The organism is Cupriavidus sp. BIC8F, assembly GCF_032465815.1.
GTDB lineage: Bacteria > Pseudomonadota > Gammaproteobacteria > Burkholderiales > Burkholderiaceae > Cupriavidus > Cupriavidus necator.
In genome coordinates this window covers 3,642,670-3,666,372 of the sequence record NZ_CP136094.1, presented here as the reverse complement: position 1 = coordinate 3,666,372, position 23,703 = coordinate 3,642,670, and the positions used below count along the sequence as shown (strand labels likewise).

The 23,703-nt window shown below is 66.9% G+C and carries 23 protein-coding genes, 2 tRNA genes and 1 pseudogene; 14 read left to right on the top strand and 12 right to left on the bottom strand.

The features are described 5' to 3' along the window. Nucleotides 1-17 precede the first annotated feature (17 nt). Nucleotides 18-1,568 (bottom strand): serine hydrolase, encoded by a 1,551-nt coding sequence (locus RS901_RS16950; RefSeq protein ID WP_316149940.1) that lies wholly within the window; start codon nucleotides 1,566-1,568, stop codon nucleotides 18-20. 356 nt (nucleotides 1,569-1,924) lie between these two features. Here RS901_RS16950 and RS901_RS16945 point away from each other — a divergent pair, with 356 nt between their 5' ends. Beyond that, nucleotides 1,925-2,143 (top strand): DUF1484 family protein, encoded by a 219-nt coding sequence (locus RS901_RS16945; RefSeq protein ID WP_316149939.1) that lies wholly within the window; start codon nucleotides 1,925-1,927, stop codon nucleotides 2,141-2,143. Nucleotides 2,144-2,356: 213 nt separating this feature from the next. Here RS901_RS16945 and RS901_RS16940 read toward each other — a convergent pair. Beyond that, nucleotides 2,357-2,443: transfer RNA gene (locus RS901_RS16940), tRNA-Leu, on the bottom strand. A gap of 103 nt (nucleotides 2,444-2,546) precedes the next feature. Then, nucleotides 2,547-3,463: pseudogene (locus RS901_RS16935) on the bottom strand (LysR family transcriptional regulator). A gap of 120 nt (nucleotides 3,464-3,583) precedes the next feature. Between RS901_RS16935 and RS901_RS16930 the strand changes: the two are divergent. Beyond that, nucleotides 3,584-4,408 carry a substrate-binding domain-containing protein gene (locus tag RS901_RS16930; RefSeq protein ID WP_316149938.1) on the top strand — a complete coding sequence of 275 codons (825 nt, stop codon included), beginning with the start codon at nucleotides 3,584-3,586 and terminating at the stop codon, nucleotides 4,406-4,408. A 377-nt stretch (nucleotides 4,409-4,785) separates the two neighbouring features. On the opposite strand, the gene RS901_RS16925 is transcribed toward RS901_RS16930, so the two are convergent. From RS901_RS16925 to RS901_RS16900, 6 genes are all read right to left on the bottom strand, one after another. Further along, nucleotides 4,786-4,872, bottom strand: a tRNA-Leu gene (locus RS901_RS16925). Nucleotides 4,873-4,985: 113 nt separating this feature from the next. Beyond that, on the bottom strand, nucleotides 4,986-5,798 hold the full coding sequence (locus tag RS901_RS16920; RefSeq protein WP_316149937.1) for a MetQ/NlpA family ABC transporter substrate-binding protein: 813 nt from the start codon (nucleotides 5,796-5,798) through the stop codon (nucleotides 4,986-4,988). A gap of 203 nt (nucleotides 5,799-6,001) precedes the next feature. Further along, nucleotides 6,002-6,322, bottom strand: coding sequence for a type II toxin-antitoxin system PemK/MazF family toxin (locus RS901_RS16915; RefSeq protein WP_316149936.1), 321 nt, complete (start codon nucleotides 6,320-6,322; stop codon nucleotides 6,002-6,004). Beyond that, a complete protein-coding gene (locus RS901_RS16910) occupies nucleotides 6,316-6,564 on the bottom strand; it encodes an AbrB/MazE/SpoVT family DNA-binding domain-containing protein (RefSeq protein ID WP_013957016.1) in 249 nt (82 codons plus the stop codon). Before RS901_RS16910 ends, RS901_RS16915 begins: the two co-directional genes overlap by 7 nt. Nucleotides 6,565-6,718: 154 nt before the next feature. After that, nucleotides 6,719-7,126: a VOC family protein gene (locus tag RS901_RS16905; protein ID WP_316149934.1), complete on the bottom strand. Its 408-nt coding sequence runs from the start codon at nucleotides 7,124-7,126 to the stop codon at nucleotides 6,719-6,721. Between the two features lie 114 nt (nucleotides 7,127-7,240). Then, nucleotides 7,241-7,915 carry an SGNH/GDSL hydrolase family protein gene (locus RS901_RS16900; protein ID WP_316149933.1) on the bottom strand — a complete coding sequence of 225 codons (675 nt, stop codon included), beginning with the start codon at nucleotides 7,913-7,915 and terminating at the stop codon, nucleotides 7,241-7,243. A gap of 135 nt (nucleotides 7,916-8,050) precedes the next feature. Here RS901_RS16900 and RS901_RS16895 point away from each other — a divergent pair, with 135 nt between their 5' ends. Both RS901_RS16895 and RS901_RS16890 read left to right on the top strand, forming a co-directional pair. Beyond that, a complete protein-coding gene (locus RS901_RS16895) occupies nucleotides 8,051-8,527 on the top strand; it encodes an SRPBCC family protein (RefSeq protein ID WP_316149932.1) in 477 nt (158 codons plus the stop codon). Beyond that, a complete protein-coding gene (locus RS901_RS16890; protein WP_316149930.1) occupies nucleotides 8,524-10,005 on the top strand; it encodes a DHA2 family efflux MFS transporter permease subunit in 1,482 nt (493 codons plus the stop codon). The genes RS901_RS16895 and RS901_RS16890 overlap by 4 nt, the downstream gene beginning before the upstream one ends. A 25-nt stretch (nucleotides 10,006-10,030) precedes the next feature. On the opposite strand, the gene RS901_RS16885 is transcribed toward RS901_RS16890, so the two are convergent. Beyond that, entirely contained in the window at nucleotides 10,031-10,300 is a 270-nt protein-coding gene (locus tag RS901_RS16885) for an acyl-CoA-binding protein (RefSeq protein ID WP_316149929.1), read from the bottom strand. 130 nt (nucleotides 10,301-10,430) lie between these two features. Here RS901_RS16885 and tsaB point away from each other — a divergent pair, with 130 nt between their 5' ends. Genes tsaB through RS901_RS16865 form a run of 4 tightly spaced genes read left to right on the top strand, consistent with a single transcriptional unit; the run spans nucleotide 10,431 to nucleotide 13,726 of the window. Further along, complete coding sequence (gene tsaB, locus RS901_RS16880) at nucleotides 10,431-11,189, top strand: tRNA (adenosine(37)-N6)-threonylcarbamoyltransferase complex dimerization subunit type 1 TsaB (RefSeq protein ID WP_316149928.1); 759 nt, start codon at nucleotides 10,431-10,433, stop codon at nucleotides 11,187-11,189. Further along, complete coding sequence (gene rimI / locus RS901_RS16875; RefSeq protein WP_316149927.1) at nucleotides 11,186-11,746, top strand: ribosomal protein S18-alanine N-acetyltransferase; 561 nt, start codon at nucleotides 11,186-11,188, stop codon at nucleotides 11,744-11,746. The genes tsaB and rimI overlap by 4 nt, the downstream gene beginning before the upstream one ends. Next, the gene (locus RS901_RS16870) at nucleotides 11,743-12,612 is read left to right on the top strand and encodes a uracil-DNA glycosylase (RefSeq protein WP_316149926.1); all 870 of its coding nucleotides are present in this window, start codon (nucleotides 11,743-11,745) and stop codon (nucleotides 12,610-12,612) included. Before rimI ends, RS901_RS16870 begins: the two co-directional genes overlap by 4 nt. Next, complete coding sequence (locus RS901_RS16865; RefSeq protein WP_316149925.1) at nucleotides 12,587-13,726, top strand: DUF1853 family protein; 1,140 nt, start codon at nucleotides 12,587-12,589, stop codon at nucleotides 13,724-13,726. The genes RS901_RS16870 and RS901_RS16865 overlap by 26 nt, the downstream gene beginning before the upstream one ends. 48 nt (nucleotides 13,727-13,774) lie before the next feature. On the opposite strand, the gene lplT is transcribed toward RS901_RS16865, so the two are convergent. After that, nucleotides 13,775-15,094 carry a lysophospholipid transporter LplT gene (lplT, locus tag RS901_RS16860; RefSeq protein WP_316149924.1) on the bottom strand — a complete coding sequence of 440 codons (1,320 nt, stop codon included), beginning with the start codon at nucleotides 15,092-15,094 and terminating at the stop codon, nucleotides 13,775-13,777. A 570-nt stretch (nucleotides 15,095-15,664) separates the two neighbouring features. Between lplT and alr the strand changes: the two genes are divergently transcribed. The 4 genes from alr (at nucleotide 15,665) to RS901_RS16840 (ending at nucleotide 19,437) form a co-directional block, all read left to right on the top strand. Further along, complete coding sequence (gene alr / locus RS901_RS16855) at nucleotides 15,665-16,786, top strand: alanine racemase (protein WP_316149923.1); 1,122 nt, start codon at nucleotides 15,665-15,667, stop codon at nucleotides 16,784-16,786. 95 nt (nucleotides 16,787-16,881) lie between these two features. Then, entirely contained in the window at nucleotides 16,882-18,243 is a 1,362-nt protein-coding gene (radA, locus tag RS901_RS16850; protein ID WP_010810633.1) for a DNA repair protein RadA, read from the top strand. Nucleotides 18,244-18,246: 3 nt separating this feature from the next. Next, a complete protein-coding gene (locus RS901_RS16845) occupies nucleotides 18,247-18,810 on the top strand; it encodes a GNAT family N-acetyltransferase (protein ID WP_316149922.1) in 564 nt (187 codons plus the stop codon). Nucleotides 18,811-18,951: 141 nt separating this feature from the next. Then, nucleotides 18,952-19,437, top strand: coding sequence for a disulfide bond formation protein B (locus RS901_RS16840; protein ID WP_316149921.1), 486 nt, complete (start codon nucleotides 18,952-18,954; stop codon nucleotides 19,435-19,437). An 87-nt stretch (nucleotides 19,438-19,524) separates the two neighbouring features. On the opposite strand, the gene RS901_RS16835 is transcribed toward RS901_RS16840, so the two are convergent. Further along, the gene (locus tag RS901_RS16835; protein ID WP_316149920.1) at nucleotides 19,525-21,459 is read right to left on the bottom strand and encodes an ATP-binding cassette domain-containing protein; all 1,935 of its coding nucleotides are present in this window, start codon (nucleotides 21,457-21,459) and stop codon (nucleotides 19,525-19,527) included. Between the two features lie 284 nt (nucleotides 21,460-21,743). Between RS901_RS16835 and RS901_RS16830 the strand changes: the two genes are divergently transcribed. Both RS901_RS16830 and RS901_RS16825 read left to right on the top strand, forming a co-directional pair. Further along, nucleotides 21,744-22,706, top strand: coding sequence for a MurR/RpiR family transcriptional regulator (locus RS901_RS16830; protein ID WP_316149919.1), 963 nt, complete (start codon nucleotides 21,744-21,746; stop codon nucleotides 22,704-22,706). A gap of 8 nt (nucleotides 22,707-22,714) precedes the next feature. Continuing rightward, nucleotides 22,715-23,689 carry an isoaspartyl peptidase/L-asparaginase gene (locus RS901_RS16825; RefSeq protein WP_316149918.1) on the top strand — a complete coding sequence of 325 codons (975 nt, stop codon included), beginning with the start codon at nucleotides 22,715-22,717 and terminating at the stop codon, nucleotides 23,687-23,689. The last annotated feature ends 14 nt before the right edge of the window (nucleotides 23,690-23,703 follow it).

The following is a 23,703-nucleotide window of genomic DNA, read 5'->3' as shown; positions in this document are numbered from 1 at the left end:
CCCGGCAACTTGCAGTGCTAGCGGACAAACATGCCCAAGCCTTCGTGGTCGTAATACTCCAGCCACACGCGGTCGCTGGAGAACGCCGCCTGCGAAATCGTGCCGGGCGTGGCGTTCTCGTTGTCGAGCGTAAAGGTGAAGACGTCTCCGTCCCAGTGGCTCAGCGGCAGCACCAGCGGGGTGGCGCCCAGCGTCATCACCAGCGTGCCGCCCTGGTCGGCGACCTGAAGCGGGCCGTAGTAGTCGTTCTGGTAGGTGCCGGTGTATGCCGACAGTGCACGCGCCGGCAGCGGATTGGCGGGGCGCGGCTGGCCGACCAGCCGGCCTTCCGGCGCCAGCAGCGGCGCGAATGCGTCGCCGTAGATCTTGCCCCAGTCGCGCCGGATGGCGCCGTATTGCACCAGGTCGAAGAACTGTGCGCTCAGGGTTTCCGGAACGCCGATGGGCTGCGCGTTGGTCAGCGTCACGATGGCCAGGTTGAGCGCCGGCAACGCGGTGAAGTTGGTGGCCGCGCCGGCCACGAAGGCGCCGGAGTGGTTGTAGGAGGTCAGGCCAAGCTCGGTGGTGCCGACATTGAAGCCATAGCCGTAGTAGCCGGCAGGGCGTCCGTCGACGGGCGGGCTGCTCTGCATCTGCTGGCTCAGCGCGGGGGCCAGCGCGGCGGCGTCGACCACGCGTTGCCCGGCGAACTCGCCCTTGGCGAGCAGCATCGCCAGCCATTTCGCCATGTCGTTGACCGAGGCACTGACGCCGCCGGCGGGGGATTGCGCATCCGGCATCCGGCCAGCGCCTTGCACCCAGTTGCCATTGACTCTGACATGGCCCAGGGCGCGGTTGTCGCGTGCGGCAAAGTCGGCGTAGCGCGAACTGGTGCGGGTCATTCCCAGGGGCTGGTAGACGGCTTGCTCGGACAGCGTGGCCCAGTCGGTCCCGGCCGCGGTGGCGACCGCCTCGGCGGCGGCGGTCAGGCCAAAGTTGGTGTAGGCGTAGACCGCGTGGAACGGATGCAGCGGCAGGTAGCGCAGTCGCGTCAATACTTGCCGGCGGTCGTACCCCATGTCTTCAAGGAGGTCGCCGCCGTGGTCGGGCAGGCCGGAGCGGTGGGCATAGAGGTCGCCGATGGTGACGGCCTGCGTGACCTCGGCGTCGGACAGCGCAAACCAGGGCAGGTGCGCGCGCACCGGCGTATCCCAGCCGATGCCGCCACGGCCGACCTGGCGTGCCACCACGGTGGCGCCGACGGATTTAGACACCGATGCCAGCTGGAACACGGTGTCGGCATCGACCGGCGCGGGGTCTGTCACCAGCCGGCGGCCGAAGCCTTTGGCGTAAACGGTCTGGTTGCCGCGCACCACGGCGACGGCCATGCCCGGCACGCGGGAACTGGCCATCAGGTCGGCGGCCAGCTTGTCGAGCTGGGCAATGGCCTGGGTGATCCGGGATTCGGGAACCGGCTCGGGAGGCTTGGGCGGATCGTCATTGCCGCCGCCGCAGGCGGGCAGGGCGGGGACAAGCAGGCCGCCCAGCGCGGCTCCCAGGAAATGGCGACGGTCTTGTAGTTTGCCCACGGTAGTTCTCCGTAGTGATTTTTGTCAGGCGGCCCGGCCGCGCCTTTGGATAGGAATACTACGCGATCGATGGCGGAGTGGCGAATGCGAAACGTCTTATCGCTGCACGATGGCGGGGGCGGGAAACTGCAAGCCTTACCGAAGGGTTCGGTGAGCGGGGGTGACAACCCGGCAAAGCAACAATGACCAGATAAAAAATCCGCGAGCAGGCCGTTTTCCACGGCGGGCCGGGCGTGGCAGCCTTATGGCTGGCCGGTTTTCCGTCACTGTTGCACCGGCAATGTCACCCTCGTTGTCTGGCCCGCCACCTTCTTCATACTTGGGCAGGCGGGCGTTCTCAAAAGGAGAAAAGCGCGATGCCAATGTCTACCCATCACCCCGCAGATGTCCGGCATATCGTCCCGGCCGGCACGATCGAGTCCTTTGAGCAAGTCAGCGCCGGGCTGAGTGCCATCCTGTTGCTGGTTGAAATCGAGAGCGGGCGTTCGGAGGGTTGCCACAACGTGTATTCGCTGTTGGCAATGGTGAAGGCGCAGCTGGACCAGACGGCGGCAAAGCTGTGCACGGATGAATGACGAGTCCGTCGAAGCAAAACAAAAAGCCCGCACTTTCGTGCGGGCTTTTTGCTTTGAAACCTTTGTGCCCAGGAGAGGACTCGGTCACCCAGGCGCGACCCCGGGCAACGCTTGCAAGCGTTGCCTTTTCTCGTCCTCGCGGGAAGTCCTCAAGGACTTCCCTTCCCGGGCTGAAACGAAGAAAGGCTCGCTTGCGCGAGCCTTTCTAAATATTGGTGCCCAGGAGAGGACTCGAACCTCCACAGTGTTGCCACCGCTAGGACCTGAACCTAGTGCGTCTACCAATTCCGCCACCTGGGCAAGGTGAGCGCCGGATTTTACAGCGCGCTGCGGATTTTGCAAGTCCCTCGGCCGGCTTTGGCGCAAGAAATCCGGTTGAGATGCGGTGGGCCGCTGTTGCTGATCAATCGGTGGGCATTTCAGCGTCAGAGGTGAGGATGTCAAACAGCGCCTTGGCCGCAGGCTGCAACGCCCGGTCGCGACGGCGTATCAGCGCCAGGACACGGTCCACGGCAGGCTCGGTCAGCGGGATGGCGCACAGGCGGGGATGATCGCGTGGCAGTGCCAGGCCCGGCAGCACGGCCATGCCGAGGCGGGCTTCCACCAGCGCCAGCACGCCAGCGACGTGGTTGGCTTCGTAATAGATGGTCGGGCGCTGTTCAAGATGGGCGATGGCATTCTCGATCAGGGCGCGATTGCCGCTTTGTTTGGACACGCCGGCCATGCGCTGCCCCGCCAGGTCCGCCCATGCGACCGACTTGCGATCGGCCCAGGGATGGTCGCGCCGCAACACCAGCAGATAGGGCTCGGTACGGATCGGGCGGAACTCGATATTGGGTTCCTGGGAACCCATGAAGTTGAGCCCAAAGTCCGATTCGCCCGACAGCACGCTGGACAGCGCCGCGTTGGCGCTTTCGTCGATCACGCGCACGCGCACGCGCACGCCAGGATGACGGGCTGCAAACACGCTGATGGCATCGGGCAGCAGATGCGCCGCGGCAGACGGTATCGCCGCCGCCGTCACCAGCCCGCGCCGGAGCGCGGCTTCGTCACCAAGGCGGAACACGGCGCTGTCGAGAATATCCAGGGCCGTCCGCGCTTCCCTTCCTCCAGGAACTGCCTGCCGACGTGTGTCATCTCCACGCGGCGGGTGGTGCGTTCGAGCAGGCGTGAGCCGAGCGTCTTTTCAAGCTTGTCGATCCTGCGGCTCAGCGCGGGTTGCGAAATATGCAGGGCCTCGGCGGCCACCCGGAAACTGCCTTTCTCCGCCGTGGCGACAAATGCCTGCAAATCCTCAAGCGCGAAATTGATGCGTGACATGCATGAAATCATCAGAACATTGCAATTCACAGAATAGTGTTACGCGAATACTCTGGCAATGCAGAAGAACGAAGAAGACTGGCGCTCTTGCGGCGCCAGCAACGAAATCACGGAGACGAAATGAAGCTGACCGCCCTGGCCGCCAGAAAGGCCGCACTGGTTTTCCTGGCATGGCTGGCCGCGCCCGCCTGGGCAGACGATATCCGTGTGATTACCTCGGGCGGTTTCACTGCGGCATACCAGCAACTGGTGCCGCTGTATGAAGCCGCCACGCAGGACCGGATCATCACCGCCTACGGCGCGTCGATGGGCAACGCGCCCGATTCCATCCCCAGCCGGCTGGCGCGCGGCGAGACCTTTGATGTGGTGATCCTGGCGGACTCGGGTCTCGACAAGCTGATATCGGAGGGCAAGGTGGCAGCGGGCAGCCGGGTGGACCTGGCGCAGTCGCTGATCGGCATGTCGGTCCGCAAAGGCACGCCCAAGCCCGATATCAGCACCGTGGAGGGCCTGAAGCTGACCTTGCTCAACGCTAAATCGATTGCGTATTCAGCCAGCGCCAGCGGGACTTATCTGTCCGGTGAATTGTTCCACCGGCTCGGCGTCGCGGACCAGATCAAGGACAAGGCCCGCAAGATCAACAGCGAGCGCGTCGGCGCCGTGGTGGCCCGCGGCGATGCGGAAATCGGCTTCCAGCAAGTCAGTGAGCTGCTGCCTTTCAAGGAGCTGGATTTCGTCGGCCCGCTGCCAGCCGAGCTGCAGCAGCGGGTCTTCTTCTCCGCCGGGATGGTGGCGGGCCACCAGAGCGCGGCGGCTTCGCGGTTTGTTCAGTTCCTGGCGTCCCCGGCGGCAGCCACGATCGTGCGAACGACCGGGCTGGAGCCGGTTGCCACGCCGCTGCCGCCGCCGGCGCCGCCGGTCCTGGGGCAGCCGCAAAAACGCTGAACCGCTTCAATATCCGTTGGCGGCCGCAAAAAACAAAAAACCCGCACTTTCGTGCGGGCTTTTTGCTTGAATCTCTGGTGCCCAGGAGAGGACTCGGTCACCCAGGCGCGACCCAGGGCAACGCTTGCAAGCGTTGCCTTTTTTAGTCCTCGCGGGAAGTCCTCGAGGACTTCCCTTTCCGGGCTGAAACGAAGAAAGGCTCGCTTACGCGAGCCTTTCTAAATACTGGTGCCCAGAAGAGGACTCGGTCACCCAGGCGCGACCCCGGGCAACGCTTGCAAGCGTTGCCTTTTCTCGTCCTCGCGGGAAGTCCTCAAGGACTTCCCTTTCCGGGCTGAAACGAAGAAAGGCTCGCTTACGCGAGCCTTTCAAAATACTGGTGCCCAGAAGAGGACTCGAACCTCCACAGTGTTGCCACCGCTAGGACCTGAACCTAGTGCGTCTACCAATTCCGCCACCTGGGCAAGGTGAGCGGCGCATTTTACCGAAGGCTCACAAATTTGCAAGCACCTCCGGCGGGCACACGCAGCATCGCCGGCCGGACTGCGTTACGGCGATCCGGATGTGCCACGGGCAATCAGAACGACGGCACCATCGCGCCCTTGAACTGGGCCTTCATGAACTGGCGCACGTCTTCAGACTGGTACGCTGCCACCAGCTTCTTGACCCACGGCTTGTCCTTGTCCTGCGTGCGCACGACGATGATGTTGGCGTACGGGCTGTGGATGTCTTCCAGCGCGATCGCGTCCTTGGTCGGCTGCAGGCCGGCGGCGAGCGCGTAGTTGGTGTTGATCACGGCGGCGCTGACATCGGGCAGGGCGCGGGCCAGCTGGGCTGCATCCAGTTCCACGAGCTTCAGCTTCTTCGGGTTCTCGGCCACGTCCAGCGGGGTGGCGTTGACACCGTTGGTGCCGGCGCCTGCCTTCAGCTTGATCACGCCTTGCGACTGGAGCAGCAGCAGCGCGCGGTTCTCATTGGACGGGTCGTTGGGCACGGCCACCTTGGCGCCTTGCGGCAGGTCCTTCGCCGACTTGAGGTTCTTCGCGTAGATACCCAGCGGCGAGATATAGGTGTAGCCCACGCTCTGCATCTTGTAGCCGCGCTGCTTCACCTGGCTGTCCAGGTAGGGCTGGTGCTGGAAGCTGTTGGCGTCCAGGTCGCCGGCATCCAGTGCGGCGTTGGGCTGCACGTAGTCGTTGAACTCCACGACCTTGACGTTCAGGCCATTGCGCTTGGCCACCTTCTGGACGACTTGCCAGACTTCGGCGTCCGGGCCGCTGACGGTACCGACGCGGATGGTCTGTTCCTGGGCCGAGACGCTGCCGGCGGCGATAAGACCGAGGGCGGACACTGCGACCGCCAGACGCTTGATGAGAGACGTGCTGCGCATAGGAGTTCTGGAGATATTCTGGTTATGTGGCGAGTGAGACAGTCGCCTGGGCAGGGATCGCCTGACCGGAGCGAGGGCCACAGATTAACGCAATTGCGTCCAGATGGCGCAGTGGGAATGAAACTGGCGTCTATTTCTTTTTCATATGCTTATGAATCCAAGTGACGCCAGATTGCCGGCATTAAATGCCTCTGCGTTACTGCTCAGTCTGCAAAGACTTCGCGCAATGTCCGCAAGGTGTCTTCAACGATCCTGTCACTCAGGCCGCCGGCCCGCCTGACCAGCCGGGACTTGTCCACGGTCCGGAGCTGGTCCAGCAGGATCAGGCCAGTCTTGCGCTGGAAGGTCACCGGGACGCGAAACGGTGCGGGCCTGCTGCTGGTGGTCATTGGCGCCACGGTGACGGTGAGCAGGTAGTCGTGCATTTCCGGCGGCGAGAGGATGACGCAGGGGCGTGTCTTCTCGATCTCGCTGCCGACGGTCGGGTCAAGCGCAACCAGCCAGACGTCGCCGCGCGCTACCATTTCAGCTCCGCGTCGTCGGTGTTGGGGAAGTCGCCCAATACAAGGGCGTCGTCACCGGCCGCGGCGATGGCCTGGCTGGCTTCCGCCCAGCCTTGCCGCGGTGCTTGCCTGGGGCGCCGGAGCACCAGTGCGTCATTTACGATTTCCATTTCCACCTCATTCTCCAGACCTAGCTGCGCCAGGATTGCCTTGGGGATCAGGACACCTTGTGAATTGCCCATCTTGCGGATCGTCGCTTTCATTTCTCGCTCCTCATTGCGTGGCAGCACAATGTTATTACAGTACGGGTGTCAGAGAAACAGGCAAGCGCGATGCCGCATGGAAATGTGACATCCGGGCCAGGCCGCGGATACGCGAATAGTCCGAAAACCGCTAGACGTCGCAGGTACGGCGGGCTTAGCCGGCTACGGCCTCGTACCCCGCGCCCTTCCACTCGATAAAACACAACCCATGCCCGAACGGGTCTGACAGCGTTGCCTGCCGCCCCCAGTCAAAGTCCTGCGGCCAGTCCTCGATCTCGGCGCCAGCTTCCAGCGCGCGTTCGATGGCCTGTTCCAGGTTGGCGACGACAAAGTCGAGGTGGACCGGGGTCCAGTGGCGGCGGTAGTCGCGCCGGGTGTCGGCGCGGGTGGTGGGGCGGGTGCCGGCGGGCTTGGCGAGCAGGTAGATCGGGGTATTGCCGCCCAGCATTTCGGCGACGGTGCCGTCGAACAGCTTGCGGTTCAGCCTCAGGCCAAGCCCCTGCGCGTAGAAGTCGATGCCGCGCGGCAGATCGTCGACATCGATATTGATCAGCAACTCCATGACAGCCTCCTGGCGGCGTTCCGTGTGAGAGCGGCCGCATTGTGCGCCGGGTCTCCTGACACCTGCTGTCAGGAGTGATGTTTCAGCCGGCCGCAGGCAGGTGTCAGGAGCGAGCTAGCCGCGCAACAGCTCCCGCACGACCGGGCGCAGCGCGTCGCCGAGTGCCAGGTGCGCGTCGGCATCCAGGTGCACGCCGTCGACCTCGCTGCTCTGGATCACGGTGCCGGCATCGAACAGCGGACATCCCAGTTGCGCGCAAACCTCGGCCACCGCTTGCGGCAGGCCCGTCCACTTATGCTCACCGCCGGCAAACTTGGGCGCCAGCGGCCCGCGCGGGGTGCGGATCGGGGGCGGGGTGACGACCAGCACCGGCGGCACCGGCATGCCCGGCTCGATCGGCGCGCTGCGGATGGCCTGCACCAGCGTGGCGATGCCCTGGGCGGCGTGCCAGGCGTTGTGCGGGTGCATCGACTGGAAATCGTTGTTGCCCAGCATCAGGACCACCAGTGCCAGCGGCGAGTGGATTTCAATGCGCTGTGCCAGCCCCTGCAGGCCGTTGCGGCCGGGCTTGAAGGGATCGTCCCAGACCGTGCGGCGGCCGTTCAGGCAGTCTTCGATGATGCGCACCGGGGTGCCGCCGTCGGCGTTCAGGCCCAGTTCCAGCCGGCCGGGCCAGCGCACGGGGAAGGGTAGGCGCCGGCGCGTGCCAGGCACGATGCCCCATGACAGCGAGTCGGCGTAGACAAGGATCTGCGGGGGATCGGTTTCGGCCAGCGGCGCGGCGGTCATGCGGGACTCCAGTTGGCGTGGATATTGGTCGATAAAGGGCAATGGCCCGTGTCAAGCCATGTTGCACTGCGCAGACAAAAAGGTCTCCCGAACACGCGGAGACTTCATAATATCGACTTACTGCAGACAGGGAGAATGAAGTTGCGTTTCGAGCACTTGGTTGAGATCAACGATCCGGGCAATCCTCAACTGGATCCGCTGACGCCTGACCAGCTGTGGCAAGGGCTGGTGCTGCGCGCCGAGTCGCCCGAACTCTTCGTGCTGGGGCTGGACCGCGCCGAGGTAGTCGGCCGTGGCGACAACTGGATCGATCGCGTGCTGCATTTTGGCGAGGCGTCGATCCAGGATCATGTGGTGTTCGAGCCGCGCCGCCAGGTGCGCTATGAAACCGCGGCCACGGCCGAGCATGCCGGCGGCACGCTGACCATGGCGATCGAGACCCCGGGCCCGGGCGCGCTGCTGCTGCGCTTTGTCTACGACACCACCATGCCGGCGGTCGACGCCAGCGGCGATGACCGCTACGCCGAGATCGTCAAATCCGCCTACCACGAGGCCGATATCGACACCGTCCGCAAGATCCGCGAGATCGCTGACACCGGACGGCTGGGGTGAGCGAGGGCCCCGCCACGCCGGAGGGTTCCGGCCAGCGGCCGGGTCTGCCGACCCGGTTGGCGCTGCGTGCGCGCTACGGCGAGCGGCTGCGCTGGCTGGTGCTGGTGACGCTGATGCTGGGCACGATCTCGTCGATCGTCTCGTCCACTATCATCAACGTAGCAATTCCGGACCTGAGCCGGCACTTCGTGCTGGGGCAGGAGCGCGCGCAATGGGTGGCGGCCAGCTTCATGATTGCGATGACGCTGTCGATGCTGCTGACGCCCTGGCTGCTGAACCGCTACGGGCTGCGCCGCACCTTCCTCGGGGCCTCGCTGCTGCTGGGCGCGGGCGGGCTCTTTGGCGGCTTTTCACCGACCTACGGCGTGATGATCGCGATGCGCGTGGCCGAAGGCATGGCCGCGGGCATCATGCAGCCGCTGCCCAATATCCTGATCCTGCGCGTCTTCGAAGAGCGTGAGCAGGGCAAGGCGATCAGCATGTTCGGCTTTGGCGTGGTGCTGGCACCGGCGCTGGGGCCCAGCCTGGGCGGCTTCCTGGTCGAGGCCTTCGGCTGGCGCTCGATCTTTTTCGTGGTGGTGCCGCTGACGCTGATCGGCGTGCTGCTGGCGCGGCGCTTCATGGCGGTGGACTCGATCATGATGGGCGAGCGCCAGCCGCTGGACTGGCGCGGGCTGGGCCTGGCCGGCATTGCCACGGTAAGCCTGCTCAATGGTGTGGTCGAGATGCGCGACAGCGTGCCCGCAGGCCTGGCGTTGTCGGGCTTTGGCGTGCTGATGCTGGTGGCGTTCGTGCTGTGGCAGCTGCGCGCGGCCTATCCGCTGATGAATCTGCGGCTCTACAGCTACCGGCAGTTTGCGGCCGGGGCGGTGGTGGCCTTTATCTACGGTGCGGGGCTGTTCGGCTCGACCTACCTGCTGCCGGTCTATATGCAGATGGCGCTGGAATACACGCCGTCGCGCGCGGGCCTGGTGCTGTTCCCGGCGGGCGTGGTGCTGGCGCTGACGATTGCCGTATCGGGGCGCTTCACGCACCGGATCGCGCCGCATGTCCAGGTGTCGTTCGGGCTGGCGCTGCTGTCGCTGTCGTTCCTGCTGATGGCGCTGGGGTCGCGCGCCACGCCTTATCTGGTGCTGGTGGCGCTGGCGGTGCTGGGGCGGATCGGGCTGGGCTGTATCCTGCCGTCGCTGACGCTGGGGGCAATGCGGGGGGTGGACTTCACGCTGATCGCGCAGGGCTCGAGCTGCATCAACTTCCTGCGCCAGCTGGGCGGCGCCATCGGCGTGAGCCTGGCGGGCGTGGGGCTGCAATGGCGGCTGGCGGAGCACGGCGCGGTGCTGGGCCAGGCCGGCGACGCCGCCGTGCAAGCGGCGCGCATCCGGGCCTTCGATGAAACCTTCCTGGCCGTGGGCGTGGTGATCGCCAGCGCGATGTTCGCGGCGTGGCGGATCCGGCCGCGGCCGGTGCCGGCGGCCTGAAGCCGCCGGGCCTGGCTGCCCTGGCTTAGCTGGCTACGCCGTTGCGCAGTTCTTCCACCAGCGCGACGTACTGCTCCATCGCCTGTTCGCGCGCGGTGCCGCGCAGGGCTTCCCAGGCTTCAAACTTGTAGCGGCCGACAAAGTCGGTCATGCCGGGCTTGTCGCCGTGGGCATCGCCTTCGCTGCCTTGCTTGAACAGGGCGTACAGGCGCAGCAGGGACATGTTGCTGGGGCGCTCGCTCAGTTGCTTGACGTCGATCTGGGCCTGGTCGAAGCGTGCCTGCAGGTCGCTCATGGGGGTTCCTCCGTGTGTGCTGTCTGGATTGCGAAAGTGCAGGCCGATGATAGCCGCCCGGCGGCGCCGCGCCGTCCGTATAAAACTGAAGAAGCCCTCGATTCCGGGCGTCACCGGATACAATCGCGCCATGTCCTGGATTCTTGCTGTTGAAACTTCTACAGAGTGGTGCTCGGTCGCGCTCGGACGTGCGGTGCCGGGTGCCGGGGTCGAGTGCCTGGTGCGCCATGAGCACACTGGCGCACGCTCGTCGGCACGCGTGCTGCCGGCTGCCGGCGAGCTGCTGGCCGAAGCCGGCATCGCGCTGGCGGACTGTGCTGCGATTGCCTTTGGCGCCGGCCCGGGCTCGTTCACCGGCCTGCGCACCGCCTGCGGCGTGGCACAGGGGCTGGCCTTCGGCGCCGGGCTGCCGGTGGTTCCGGTCAATACCCTGATGACCTGCGCCGAGCGCGCGCGGGCCGCCACGCCGGCGCTGCCGGACGATACCGCGATGCTGGTGGCGCTGGACGCGCGCATGGATGAGGCCTATTCCGCTGCTTTCCGCTGGCATGCCAGTGCGCGGGAATGGGCAGAAGTCACGCCGATGCAGGTCAGCGCGCCGGAAACCGTGCCGCTGCCCGACGGCGACTTCTGGCTGGCCGGCAACGCAGCCACCGTCTTCGGCGAGCGGCTGGCGGGCCTGGCGCGCGCCGCGCGCGTGCTGCCGGAGGCGATGCCTCATGCGCAGCCGATGGTCGCGATTGCACTGCGCGCACTGGCGCGCGGCGAGGCCATCGACGCCGACCAGGCCATGCCGATCTACCTGCGCGACAAGGTCGCGCAGACCATCGCCGAACGCGAAGCCGCCGCCGCCGCCCGTGCCGCGGCCCAGGCCGGGAGCGCATCGTGAGTGCAGCCTATCCGCTCGATCACCGCAACGACTGGCCGGCCGTGCCCGCCATGCCGGCGCTGCCGGACGGCTGGGCGCTGGGCCGCATGAGCGCGCTCGACCTGGGGGCCGTGGCGGGCATCGAGGCGCGTGCCTACAGCCATCCGTGGACCCGCGGCAATTTCGAGAACTCGGTCAAGTCCGGGCATCTCGGCCTGACGCTGCGCGACCCGGCCGGCACGCTGGTGGCCTATGCCGTGCTGATGCCGGTAGTCGATGAAATGCACCTGCTCAATATCACCGTCGAGCCGCAGCGCCAGCGCCAGGGGCTGGGGCGGCTGATGCTGGCCGTGGTGCTGGCCACCGCGCACGCGCACCGCATCCATACCATGCTGCTGGAAGTGCGGCCGTCCAATACCGGGGCGATCGCGCTGTACCAGGCGGCGGGGTTTGCCGAGATCGGGCGCCGCAAGGGCTATTACCCGGCCCTGGGCAGCAAGCGCGAGGACGCGCTGGTGCTGCGCCGCAACTGGCCGGCGGAGGCCGCCGCCAATGAAGGCACGGAGGGCAGGGCATGAGCCGCCGCGCACAGTTCCTGGAAGTCCTGGGCATCCCGACCGAATGGGTGCCGCGCGAGCGCGCGGATGCGCAGGCAGAAGCCGCGCCGGAGGCGGCCGTGACGCAGGCAGCGATGCCTGTTGCCGAGGCGCCTGTGGCCGAGGTTGCCGCAGTGGTTGCCGCACCGGCTGCGGAAGCCGCCGTGCCGGTGCCGGCGCCAGTGGCGCCGCCTGTCTCCCGGACACCGGCTGCGCCTGCTCTGGTCCCCGCCGGCCCGGGGCCCGGCTCGGCGCAGGCGGGCCGCGAAGCTGCCATCGCCAGCATGGAATGGCCGGCGCTGGACGCCGCCGTGGCCGGCTGCACCGCCTGCGGCCTGTGCCAGAACCGCACCAACACCGTATTCGGCGTGGGCGACCGCCAGGCCGAATGGATGCTGGTGGGCGAAGCCCCCGGCGAGAACGAAGACCTGCAGGGCGAGCCCTTCGTGGGCCAGGCCGGCAAGCTGCTCGACAATATGCTCGGCTCGCTCGGGCTGGCGCGCGGACGCAATGTATTTATCGCCAACGTGCTCAAGTGCCGCCCACCCGGCAACCGCAACCCGGAGCCCGAGGAAGTGGCGCAGTGCGAGCCGTTCCTGCGCCGCCAGATCGCGCTGGTGAAGCCCAGGGTGATCGTGGTGCTGGGCCGCTTTGCGGCGCAGTCGCTGCTGTGCACCACCACGCCCATCGGCAAGCTGCGCGGCACCGTGCATACCTATCAAGGCATCCCCGTGGTGGTGACCTACCATCCGGCTTACCTGCTGCGCACCCTGACCGACAAGGCGCGCGCCTGGGAAGACCTGTGCCTGGCCAGGGAGGTCCATGACCGTGGGGGAGCTGGGGCCTGATCTCTCCTTGACCCGCGGCGGCGACGGCAATGGGCCGTCGGGCCCGCCGCTGTGGCGCCGCGCCGCGTCGGCACGCACGCGCGACCTGGCCTGGACCACGCTATCGCCGCCGCTGCTGGCGGCGGTGCCGGGCGCGGCCCCGGCGCGCTGGCCCGCCGGCACGCTGGCCGCCTGGCAGCACTGGCTGGAAGGCGCGGACCCCGCCACGCTGCCCGCCACCATCGACGAACTGGCCGGCGGCCACGCCGCCCCCTCCGCCGACGATCCCGACCAGGACCCCGCCAGCCGCAGCCTGCGCCTGGGCCGCCATGCCGAGCGGCTGCTGCATTTTGCGCTGCGCCATATGCAGGGGCTGTCCCTGCTGGCTGCCAACGTGCCGGTGCGGCGCGCAGGGCGGCAGGGTATCCGCACGCTGGGCGAACTGGACTTTATCTGGCGCGAGCAGGCGTCGGGCGCCGTGGTGCACTGGGAGATGGCGGCCAAGTTCTACCTGATGGCCCCGGGCAATAGCCAGGTGCCGCGGGCGCAGGATTTCGTCGGCCCGAACCTGGTCGACCGCCTTGGCGACAAGCTGGGCCACATCGTGCACCGCCAGCTCCCGCTGGGCTGCACCGCGGAGGCACAGGCCCTGCTGGGACATACGGTGGACCGCAGCGAGGTCTACCTGCTGGGCTGGCTGTTCTATCGCGATGGCCGGGTGCCGCCGGGGCTGGATGCGCTGGGAATCGCGCCAGACCATCTGCACGGCTGGTGGTCCACGCTCGACGGCTGGGCCGCCCGCGCTGCCGCGCGGCCCGGCTTGCGCTGGTGCCGCCTGCCGCGTACCGGGTGGCTGTCGGGCGCGCTGGTGCCTGAATCCGGCACGGAAGATGTCGGCGCGCTGCATGCGATGCTGGCGCAGCGCTTTGCCGACCCGCGCCATGACCACGGATGGCGGCGCGAATCGCCGGTGATGCTTTGCGAACTGGAACCGGCCGGGCCAGAGGCGGCGGGCTGGTGGCGCGAATGCTCGCGCGGGTTCGTGGTGCCACCGGGGTGGGAAGAGCGGGCGCTGGCACGGGCGGCGGAGCCGTCCAGACCAGGGCAGCTGGCCGCGCCGGGCGACACGGCCTGAGCATCCCGCGCCGGCTGCAGGCAGGACGCGGAACAGGGCGCCGCAGGATTAGTGGTGCTTGTCCTCGCCGATCATCGCCAGCGAGTTGAAGGTGCGCACGTTGTACTTGTGCAGCTTGAGCACCAGCGCCATGGTCACGCAGATAAACAGGCCCAGTGCGACGATGACCACGCCGATCGGCACGTTCAGCTTGATCAGCAGCGCATACAGGCACAGCATCAGCAGCACCGAGACGTTCTCATTGAAGTTCTGCACCGCGATGGAGTGGCCGGCCGACAGCAGCACGTGCCCGCGGTGCTGCAGCAGCGCGTTCATCGGCACCACGAAGTAGCCCGACATGGCGCCCACCACCATCAGGAACACATAGGCGATGGCCATGTACAGCGGCATATGCATGCCCAGCACGTCCAGCGTGACATGGGGCATCGCATCCTTGGTGTAGAACGCCATGATCATCACGGTGGCGCCCATGGCCACGCCAAAGGGCAGCACCGAGAGCGACTTGCGCAGCGGGATGCGCGCCGCGGCCAGGATCGCGCCCACGGCCACGCCCACGGCCACCACGGCCTGCAGCAGCGCGCCCTGGGACAGGTTCAGGCCCAGCGATTTCTCGGCCCACTTCAGCACGATGAACTGCAGCGTGGCGCCCACGCCCCAGAACAGCGTGGTCACCGCCAGCGAGATCTGGCCGAGCTTGTCGCGCCATAGCGCCACGAAGCAGTCGCCGAACTCTGCGATCAGCCTGATCGGGTTCTTTTCCTGCTGCGGGTAGCGCGCGCCGGTTTCGGGGATGAACAGGTTGAAGACCGAGGCGATCACGTAGAACAGCATGATCACCACCATCGCGGCCTCGGCCGGGGTGTCGATGCCGGTGTTGATGAAGGGGACGTCAAAGCGCAGCAGGAGGCTGGAGATATGCACCGAGATCAGCGCGCCACCCACCACGGTGCCCAGGATGATCGAACCTACCGTCAGCCCCTCGATCCAGCCGTTGGCCAACACCAGTTTCTCTGGCGGCAGCAGCTCGGTCAGGATGCCGTACTTGGCCGGCGAGTACGCCGCCGCGCCGAATCCCACCACGCCATACGCCAGCAACGGGTGCAGCCCGAACATCATGATGGCGCAGCCGACCACCTTGATGGCGTTGGTGATGAGCATCACCCGCCCCTTGGGCATGGAGTCGGCAAAGGCGCCGACGAAGGCGGCGAGGACGACGTAGGAGAGAACGAAGAACAGCTTGAGCAGCGGGGTCATCCACTGCGGGGAATGCAATTCAGTGAGAAGGGCGATCGCGGCGATCAGTAAGGCGTTGTCGGCCAGCGAAGAAAAAAACTGCGCGGCCATGATGGTGTAAAAACCCTTCTTCATGCTGTCGACTTTTTCTCCATCGCGAACTCCGCTCAGGCTGGCCAGGCTAGCGCCAACCGGGGCGGCCATGGTTTGCAGGGAACCTTGTGCCGCGGCCGTGTCGAACTGTGTCTGTGGTGCTGCGCTGCGGCGCCTTGAGGCTTGCCTGACAGTCATTGACATAATGCTTCGCTTTTAGAACATGGCCGGAGCGTCCGGCTTTATATCACGAAAACATGACATTCCCGAACCCCGGCAAGGGCTCTTTTTGACAGCAGATTGCCGCGCCGATTCCCCAACGACCCCCGGCAACGGCACCTGAATGTGTTCAAATAACGACTGTGATCGCGACCAGTCGACCGGGTCTTCCCTGATCTGGTGCGTGGTCGAACCGATATGGTGACTGGGATGCAAGGGCGTGCCAATTCCGCACATTCCCGCATGCTGGTCGCCGCAACATGCTGCTGCACACCGACAGGTGACGTTTGCGCCATCGATACTGAGACAGAGCCGTCCTTCCAGCGCCCGCGCCGGCCGCCCATGCCGCCAGCGCCGCCTGCTTGCTCGTCCGCTTCCTGAGATGTGACTCCCATGCCAAGACCCATCCACGCTGTCATCCATCAACCCGCCCTGGCCAACAATCTCGACATCATCCGCCGCAAGGCGCCGGATTCGCGCATCTGGGCGGTGGTCAAGGCCAATGCCTACGGCCACGGCATCCGCCGCGTCTTTGCTGCGCTGCGGGGTGCCGACGGCTTCGGCCTGCTGGACCTGAACGAGGCCGTGCTGCTGCGTGACCTTGGCTGGCAGGGCCCGATCCTGCTGCTGGAGGGCTTCTTCCAGCCGCAGGATGTTGCCGTCATTGAACAATACCGCCTGACCACCGCGATCCATTGTGACGAGCAGCTGCGCATGTTGGAAAGCGCACGCGCCAAGGGGCCGCTGGCAATCCAGCTCAAGCTCAACACCGGCATGAACCGGCTCGGCTTCCATCCGGCGGATTACCGTACCGCGTGGGAGCGCGCCCGCGCCATGCCCTGTGTAGGCAGTATCGTCCATATGACGCATTTTTCCGATGCGGATAGTGCCCGAGGCGTCGCCCACCAGATCGAGGCTTTCGATGCCGCCACGGCCAACCTGCCGGGCGAGGCCAGCCTGTCGAACTCGGCCGCGGTGCTGTGGCACCCGCAGGCGCACCGCGCCTGGGTGCGCCCCGGCATCATCCTGTACGGCGCCTCGCCGAGCGGGCGCGATGCCGATATTGCCGGAACCGGCCTGCAGCCCGCCATGTCGCTGCACAGCGAACTGATCTCGGTGCAGGACCTGCAGCCGGGCGATACCGTCGGCTACGGCTCCTTGTTCACCGCCGAGCGGCCGATGCGCATCGGCGTGGTGGCGTGCGGCTATGCCGACGGCTACCCGCGCCATGCGTCAGGCTGGGGCGAGCAGCGCGCACCGGTGCTGGTCGATGGCGTGCGCACCGAACTGGTCGGGCGCGTGTCGATGGACATGCTGTGCGTGGACCTGACCCCGTGCCCGAAGGCCAAGGTCGGCAGCCCGGTCACGCTGTGGGGCCAGGGCCTGCCGATCGACGAGGTGGCGCAGGCCAGCGGCACGGTCGGCTATGAGCTGATGTGTGCGCTGGCGCCGCGCGTGCCGACCTCGGTCGCGACGATCACGGCTTCGGACAGCGCCGCGCCTGCCGTGGCCTGATCCGGGGCGTTGGTGCGGGCGCAGGCCCGCGCACTTACCATCTGCCGGCCGGGCCACTTGTGGGCCCGGCTCGTTTTTTCCTGCAAGGACATCCGTTGGCCAAGACCAAGACTGTCTATACGTGTACTGAATGCGGCGGCACCACGCCGCGCTGGGCCGGCCAGTGCCCGCATTGCCAGCAGTGGAACACGCTGGTTGAGACGGTGGCCGAGTCCGCCGCGAACAAGCGCTTCCAGCCGCTGGCCGCCTCGGCCACGGTGCGCAAGCTGTCGGAGATCGATGCCGCTGACGTGCCGCGCTTCTCCAGCGGCATCGATGAATTCGACCGCGTGCTGGGCGGCGGCCTGGTGTCGGGCGGGGTGGTGCTGATCGGCGGCGATCCCGGCATCGGCAAGTCCACGCTGCTGCTGCAGGCCCTGGCCAACCTTGCGGGCCAGCGCCGCGTGCTCTATGTCAGCGGCGAAGAATCCGGTGCGCAGATCGCGCTGCGCGCGCAGCGGCTGGGCGTGGAAAGCCCGTCGCTGGGGCTGCTTGCCGAAATCCAGCTGGAGAAGATCCAGGCCACGCTGGAAGTGGAAAAGCCCGAAGTCGCGGTGATCGACTCGATCCAGACGCTGTACTCCGAGGCGCTGACCTCCGCACCGGGCTCGGTCGCGCAGGTGCGCGAATGCGCGGCGCAGCTGACGCGCATTGCCAAGAGCAGCGGCATCACCATCATCCTGGTCGGCCATGTGACCAAGGAAGGCAGCCTGGCGGGTCCGCGCGTGCTGGAGCATATCGTCGATACTGTGCTGTATTTCGAGGGCGATACCCATTCGTCGCACCGGCTGATCCGCGCCTTCAAGAACCGCTTCGGCGCGGTCAATGAGTTGGGTGTGTTTGCCATGACCGAGCGCGGCCTGCGCGGCATCAGCAATCCGTCGGCGCTGTTCCTTTCGCAGCATGAGGAAACCGTGCCGGGCTCATGCGTGCTGGTGACGCAGGAGGGCACGCGTCCGCTGCTGGTCGAGATCCAGGCGCTGGTCGATACCGCCCATGTACCCAACCCGCGCCGGCTGGCGGTGGGCCTTGAACAGAACCGGTTGGCGCTGCTGCTGGCGGTGCTGCACCGGCATGCGGGCATTGCCTGCTTTGACCAGGACGTGTTCCTGAACGCGGTGGGTGGGGTCAAGATCACCGAACCCGCCGCCGACCTCGCGGTGCTGCTGTCGATCCACTCGTCGATGCGCAACAAGCCGCTGCCGCGCGGCCTGGTGGTGTTCGGCGAAGTCGGCCTGGCCGGCGAGATCCGTCCCAGTCCGCGCGGGCAGGAGCGCCTGAAGGAAGCCGCCAAGCTGGGCTTTACGATCGCCGTGATTCCCAAGGCGAACGCGCCCAAACAGAAGATCGACGGGCTCGAAGTGATCGCGGTGGAACGCATCGAGCAGGCCATCGACCGCGTGCGCCATCTGGACTGAGCCATGGACGACGGCATCGCCTTCGAGACGGAACGCCTGCGGCTGCGCCAGTGGCGCGAGGTGGACTATGCGCCGTTTGCCGCGCTCAATGCCGATGCGCAGGTGATGCGCTATTTCCCTGCGCCGCTGACGCGTGTTGAAAGCGATGCGATGGCCGACCACTGCCGCAGCCTGATCGCAGCGAAGGGATGGGGCGTCTGGGTAGCGGAGCGCAAGGCGGACGGTGTTTTCCTGGGGTTTGTCGGACTGCACGAGCCCACCGCGGCGCTGCCGTTCGCGCCTTGCGTGGAGATCGCCTGGCGCCTGGCGCAGCACGCCTGGGGCAGCGGCTACGCGACCGAGGCGGCACGCGGCGCGCTTGCCTGGGGCTTTGAGCGGCTGGGGCTGGATGAGATCGTGTCCTTCACGACACTCGCCAATGCCCGCTCGCGGGCGGTCATGGAGAGGCTCGGCATGCGCGAGGATGCCGTGGGCTTCGAGCATCCCGCATTGCCGCCAGGGCATCCGTTGCGGCCCCATTGCCTGTACCGTTTGCCGCGCAAGGCGTGGCAGGCAGCCGGCGCCTAGCAGCCTGCGTCAATCCGCCACAGGGTAGGGGGCTTGCGCTGAGTGTGACGCCAACTGCAGGCGCCGCAAAATAGGTAATAATGCGCAGCAATGCCGCGCCACCCCGACGGCACCGCTTACCGGATTACCTGATCACCCACTATGCAAGCCAACTCACGCGCCTATTTCCTGCTGATCGCCCTCGTTTCCTTCGGCCTGGTCGGCGTTGCGCTCTACCTGCAGTTTGAAAAGGGCTACCAGCCTTGCCCGCTCTGCGTAATGCAGCGCTTCGCCTTTATCGGCATCGGCATCTTCTCGCTGCTGGCCGTGGTGGCGCAGAATACGCGCTCGCTGTGGCAGGGCCTGGGCATGCTGTCCGGCATCGCCGGCATTGCGGTGGCGGTTTACCACGTGTCGCTGCTGCTCAATCCCAAGGCGAGTTGCGGCATCGACCCGCTGGAAAACTGGGTCAACGCGCTGCCGACCGCCAAGGTGCTGCCGGAAGTGTTCTATGCCGATGGCCTGTGCACCGCGCCGCTGCCGCCGGTGCTGGGGCTGTCGGTGCCGGCATGGTCGCTGATCTGGCTGTTTATCCTGACGCTGACGCTGGCGGTGGGGTTGATCCGGCGCGAGAAGAATTTCCGCTGAGTCGAGAGCAAGCCATCGACACAATAAACGGCGCCAGTGGCGCCGTTTATTGTTTGCGGTGGTGCGAGGGAGGGGGCTCGAACCAGATTACGCAATCTGCTCGATCTGCTCCTGCAACTCCAGCCACTTCTCTTCCAGCGTCTCCAGCTCGCTATTGACCTCGCCCTGGCGCTTGAGCATCTCCATCAGCTTCGTCTTGTTGGCTTCGGCATAGCTGCTTTCATCGGCCATGAACTGGTCGATCTCCTCCTTGGCGGTTTGCAGGACCGCCATGCGCTTTTCCACCTTTTCCAGTTCCTTCGTCAGCGGCTTGCGCAGTGCTGACAGCCGCTGGCGCTCGTCGGCCTCCGCGCGGCGCTGGTCCTTGCGGTTGACCGCCGCCGCGGCATCGCCGGCGTTCTCTGCCAGGTGCGCGGCGGTGGCGGCATTGCGCTTGGCCGCGGCCTGTTGCAGCAGCCAGTCGCGGTAGTCGTCCAGGTCGCCATCGAAGGGCTTGATGGTGCCGTCGGCCACCAGCATGAACTGGTCGGCGGTGGCGCGCAGCAGGTGGCGGTCGTGCGAGACCAGGATCAGCGTGCCTTCGAACTGCGCCAGCGCCATGGTCAGCGCCTCGCGGGTGTCGAGGTCCAGGTGGTTGGTCGGCTCGTCCAGCAGCAGCAGGTTGGGCTTCTGCCAGACGATCAGCGCCAGGGCCAGCCGGGCCTTCTCGCCGCCGGAGAAGGGCTCGATCGGCGCGGTGGCCATGTCGCCGCGGAAGTTGAAGCTGCCGAGGAAGTCGCGCAGTTCCTGCTCGCGGGTGTCGGGCGCCAGGCGCGCCAGGTGCTGCAGCGGCGAGTCGTGGTCGCGCAGCGTCTCCAGCTGGTGCTGGGCGAAGTAGCCGATCTGCAGGCCCTTGCCCAGGCGCAGCTTGCCCGTGAGCGGGTCCTGCGTGCCGGCCAGGGTCTTGACCAGCGTGGACTTGCCCTGGCCGTTGGCGCCCAGCAGGCCGATGCGCTGGCCGTTCTGGATCGACAGTGCCAGGTTGTGCAGGATGGTGACGGGCGGCTCGGCCTCGGCATAACCGCAGTCGACGGCGTCGAGCACCATCATCGGGTTGGGCGCGGCGTCGGGTTCGCGGAACTCAAAAGCGAAGCCGGCGGCCACGTGCACCGGCGCCAGCCGCTCCATCTTTTCCAGCGCCTTGACGCGGCTCTGTGCCTGGCGCGCCTTGGTCGCCTTGGCCTTGAAGCGCGTGATGAACGATTCCAGGTGCGCGATTTCCTTCTGCTGGCGCACGTAGGCGGACTGCTGCTGCGCCATCTGCTGCAGGCGCAGGGTCTCGAACAGCGTGTAGTTGCCGCCATAGCGGCGCAGTTGCTGGTTCTCGATATGCACGGTGACGTTGCAGATCGCGTCGAGGAATTCGCGGTCGTGCGAAATCATCACCAGTGTGCCGGGGTAGCGCGCCAGCCAGTCCTCCAGCCAGACGATGGCGTCCAGGTCCAGGTGGTTGGTCGGTTCGTCGAGCAGCAGCAGGTCGGACGGGCACATCAGCGCCTGCGCCAGGTTCAGGCGCATGCGCCAGCCGCCGGAGAACGAGGCCACCGGCTGCGACACCTGCGCCAGCGTGAAGCCCAGGCCCAGCAGAAGGGCCTCGGCGCGCGCCGGGGCGGTGTAGCCGTCGGCGTCGGCAAAGGCGGCGTGGGCTTCGCCCTCGGCACTGCCGTCGCCGCTGGCCTGTGCGGCGGCGATGGCGGCTTCGATCTCGCGCAGGCGGGTGTCGCCATCGATCACGTAATCCACGGCGGTGCGGCTGACGGCAGGCGTTTCCTGCGCCACGTGCGCGACGCGCCACTGCGCCGGCACGATGACATCACCCCCGTCCGGATGCAGTTCACCGCGCAGCAGCGCGAACAGCGTCGACTTGCCGCTGCCGTTGGCGCCGACAAGGCCCACGCGCTCGCCCGGGTTGAGCGTCACGCTGGTGTGGTCGAACAGCACCTTGGTGCCGCGCTGGAGGACTAGCTGGTCGATTCGGATCACGAGAGGGGGAAATGCCTGAGTGAAAAACAGAAAAAGCGCGGGGAAAGCGGGCAACCGCCGGGTCTGGTGCGCTGGCCGGCATTGTAGCGTTTCCGGTGCGGCGCACGCCGTGGCGGTGCAAAACAGCTCGGCAACGTGCACCGCCAATGTGCCTTCGTGCCTCGGCGATTAAGGAATTACCCTTAGTCTCGCAAAACTCTATTTTCTTGTTCGTGCGTTGCGTGTAAATTCATTTTCACGAAAACGGCGTGCACTAGACGACGTCCAGACCAACCGCTTCCACCATGCCAAAAGGCCATTCGATCTCAGACCGCATTGCGCGCAGCCTGCCGACGCTGACGCCGGCGCACCGCCGCATGGCGGAATACGTGCTGGCCAATCTGTTCCGCGCGGCGACTATGCGCATCGACGAATTTGCCGCGGCGGTGGAGGTGTCGGTGGCCACGGCCAACCGCTTTGCGCGGGCGCTGGGGTTCGACGGCTATCCGCAGTTCCGGGCCGAGCTGGTGCGCGGTTTCGAAGCCACGCTGGCTCCGGTGGAGCGGCTGCGCAGCGAGCTGGAGCGGCCCGCGACCGCGGCCGAAGTCTTCGCCGCCTCGCTGGAAGATGCCGCGGCCAACGCGGAAGCCACGCGGCGCGGCATCGACCCGGAGGCCTGCGAGCGCGCGGTCTCGGCGATCCTGGCGGCGCAGCGTGTCTACGTGGCCGGCTTCGGCGCCAGCGGTTTCCTGGCGGGCCTGCTGCAGCACGGGCTGGAAATGCACTGCCGCATGGTGACCTCGGTGGCAGGCGCCGGCGGCGCCTCGCATGCGGCGCGGCAGCTGTTCAAGCAGCAACCAAGCGACCTGCTGATCGTGATTGCCTTCCCGCGCTATGTCACGGACACCATCGAACTGGCCGAGCGGGCCAAGTCGCAGGGCGGCCAGGTGCTGGCGCTGACCGACGGGCCGACCTCACCGCTGGCCCCGCTGGCCGATATCGCGCTCTACGCGCAGGCCGGCAACCGGCTCTCGGCCAACTCCGATGCCACCGTGCTGGCGCTGATCGAGGCGCTGTGCGGCGCGGTGGCGCACCGGGCCGAGCGCCCGGTCAAGGCCGCCGCGGAAATGACTGAATTCCTGCTGCCGTGGCTGTACGGTGCGCCGGCCGCGGAGTCCGCCGGCCGTGCCGCGCCCGGCACCCCGCAGTCCACCGAACCCACGGCTGGCGCCAAGCGCGGCCGATCCTCCAACACCCGCAAGTCCTGAGCATCCACATGCAACCAGCAGTCATTGCCATCCACGGCGGCGCCGGCACCATCACCCGCGCGGCCATGGACGCCGCCCGCGAACGCGAATACATCGAAGCGCTGCAACACGTGCTGCGAGCCGGCCAGCGCATCCTGGCCGAGGGCGGCAGCGCGCTCGATGCGGTCACCGAGGCCGTGCGCCTGCTGGAAGAATGCCCGCTGTTCAACGCCGGCAAGGGCGCCGTGCTGACCCATGCCGGCACCTATGAGCTCGATGCCGCGGTGATGGACGGCGCCACGCTGGAAGCCGGCGCCGTGGCCTGCGTCACGCGCCTGCGCAACCCGGTGCTGGCCGCGCGCGCCGTGCTGGACCACAGCGAGCACGTGCTCTTTGCCGGCGCCGGCGCCGAGGCCTTTGCGCAGACGCAGGGGCTGGAACTGGTGAGCCCGGACTACTACTTCACGCAGGCCCGCCACGACCAGTGGCAGCGTGCGCTGGGCAACGCCGGCATGGCGCTGCTGGACCACGATGCCGCTGCGCTGGTGGCGCAAGGCAAGCCGCAGGCGAGCGACCCGATCGATCCGGACAGCAAGTTCGGCACCGTCGGCGCGGTGGCCTGCGACGGCCGCGGCAACCTGGCCGCGGCCACCTCCACAGGCGGCGTGACCAACAAGCAGGTGGGGCGCGTGGGCGATACCCCGGTGCTCGGCGCGGGCTGCTATGCGGACGACGTGGCGGCCGTGTCTGCCACCGGCACCGGCGAGATGTTTATCCGCACCGTGGCCGCGCACGACGTGGCCGCGCAGATGCGCTATGCGGGCCTGTCGCTTGAGGAATCGGCGCGGCGCGTGGTGATGGAAAAGCTGCCGGCCATCAACGGCCGCGGCGGCCTGATCGCGGTGGACCGCGCCGGCAACGTCACGCTGCCGTTCAACACCGAAGGCATGTACCGCGGTTTCGCCCGGGTGGGCGAGGCCGTGAACGTGTCGATCTACGGCTGAGCGCCATCCCCCTG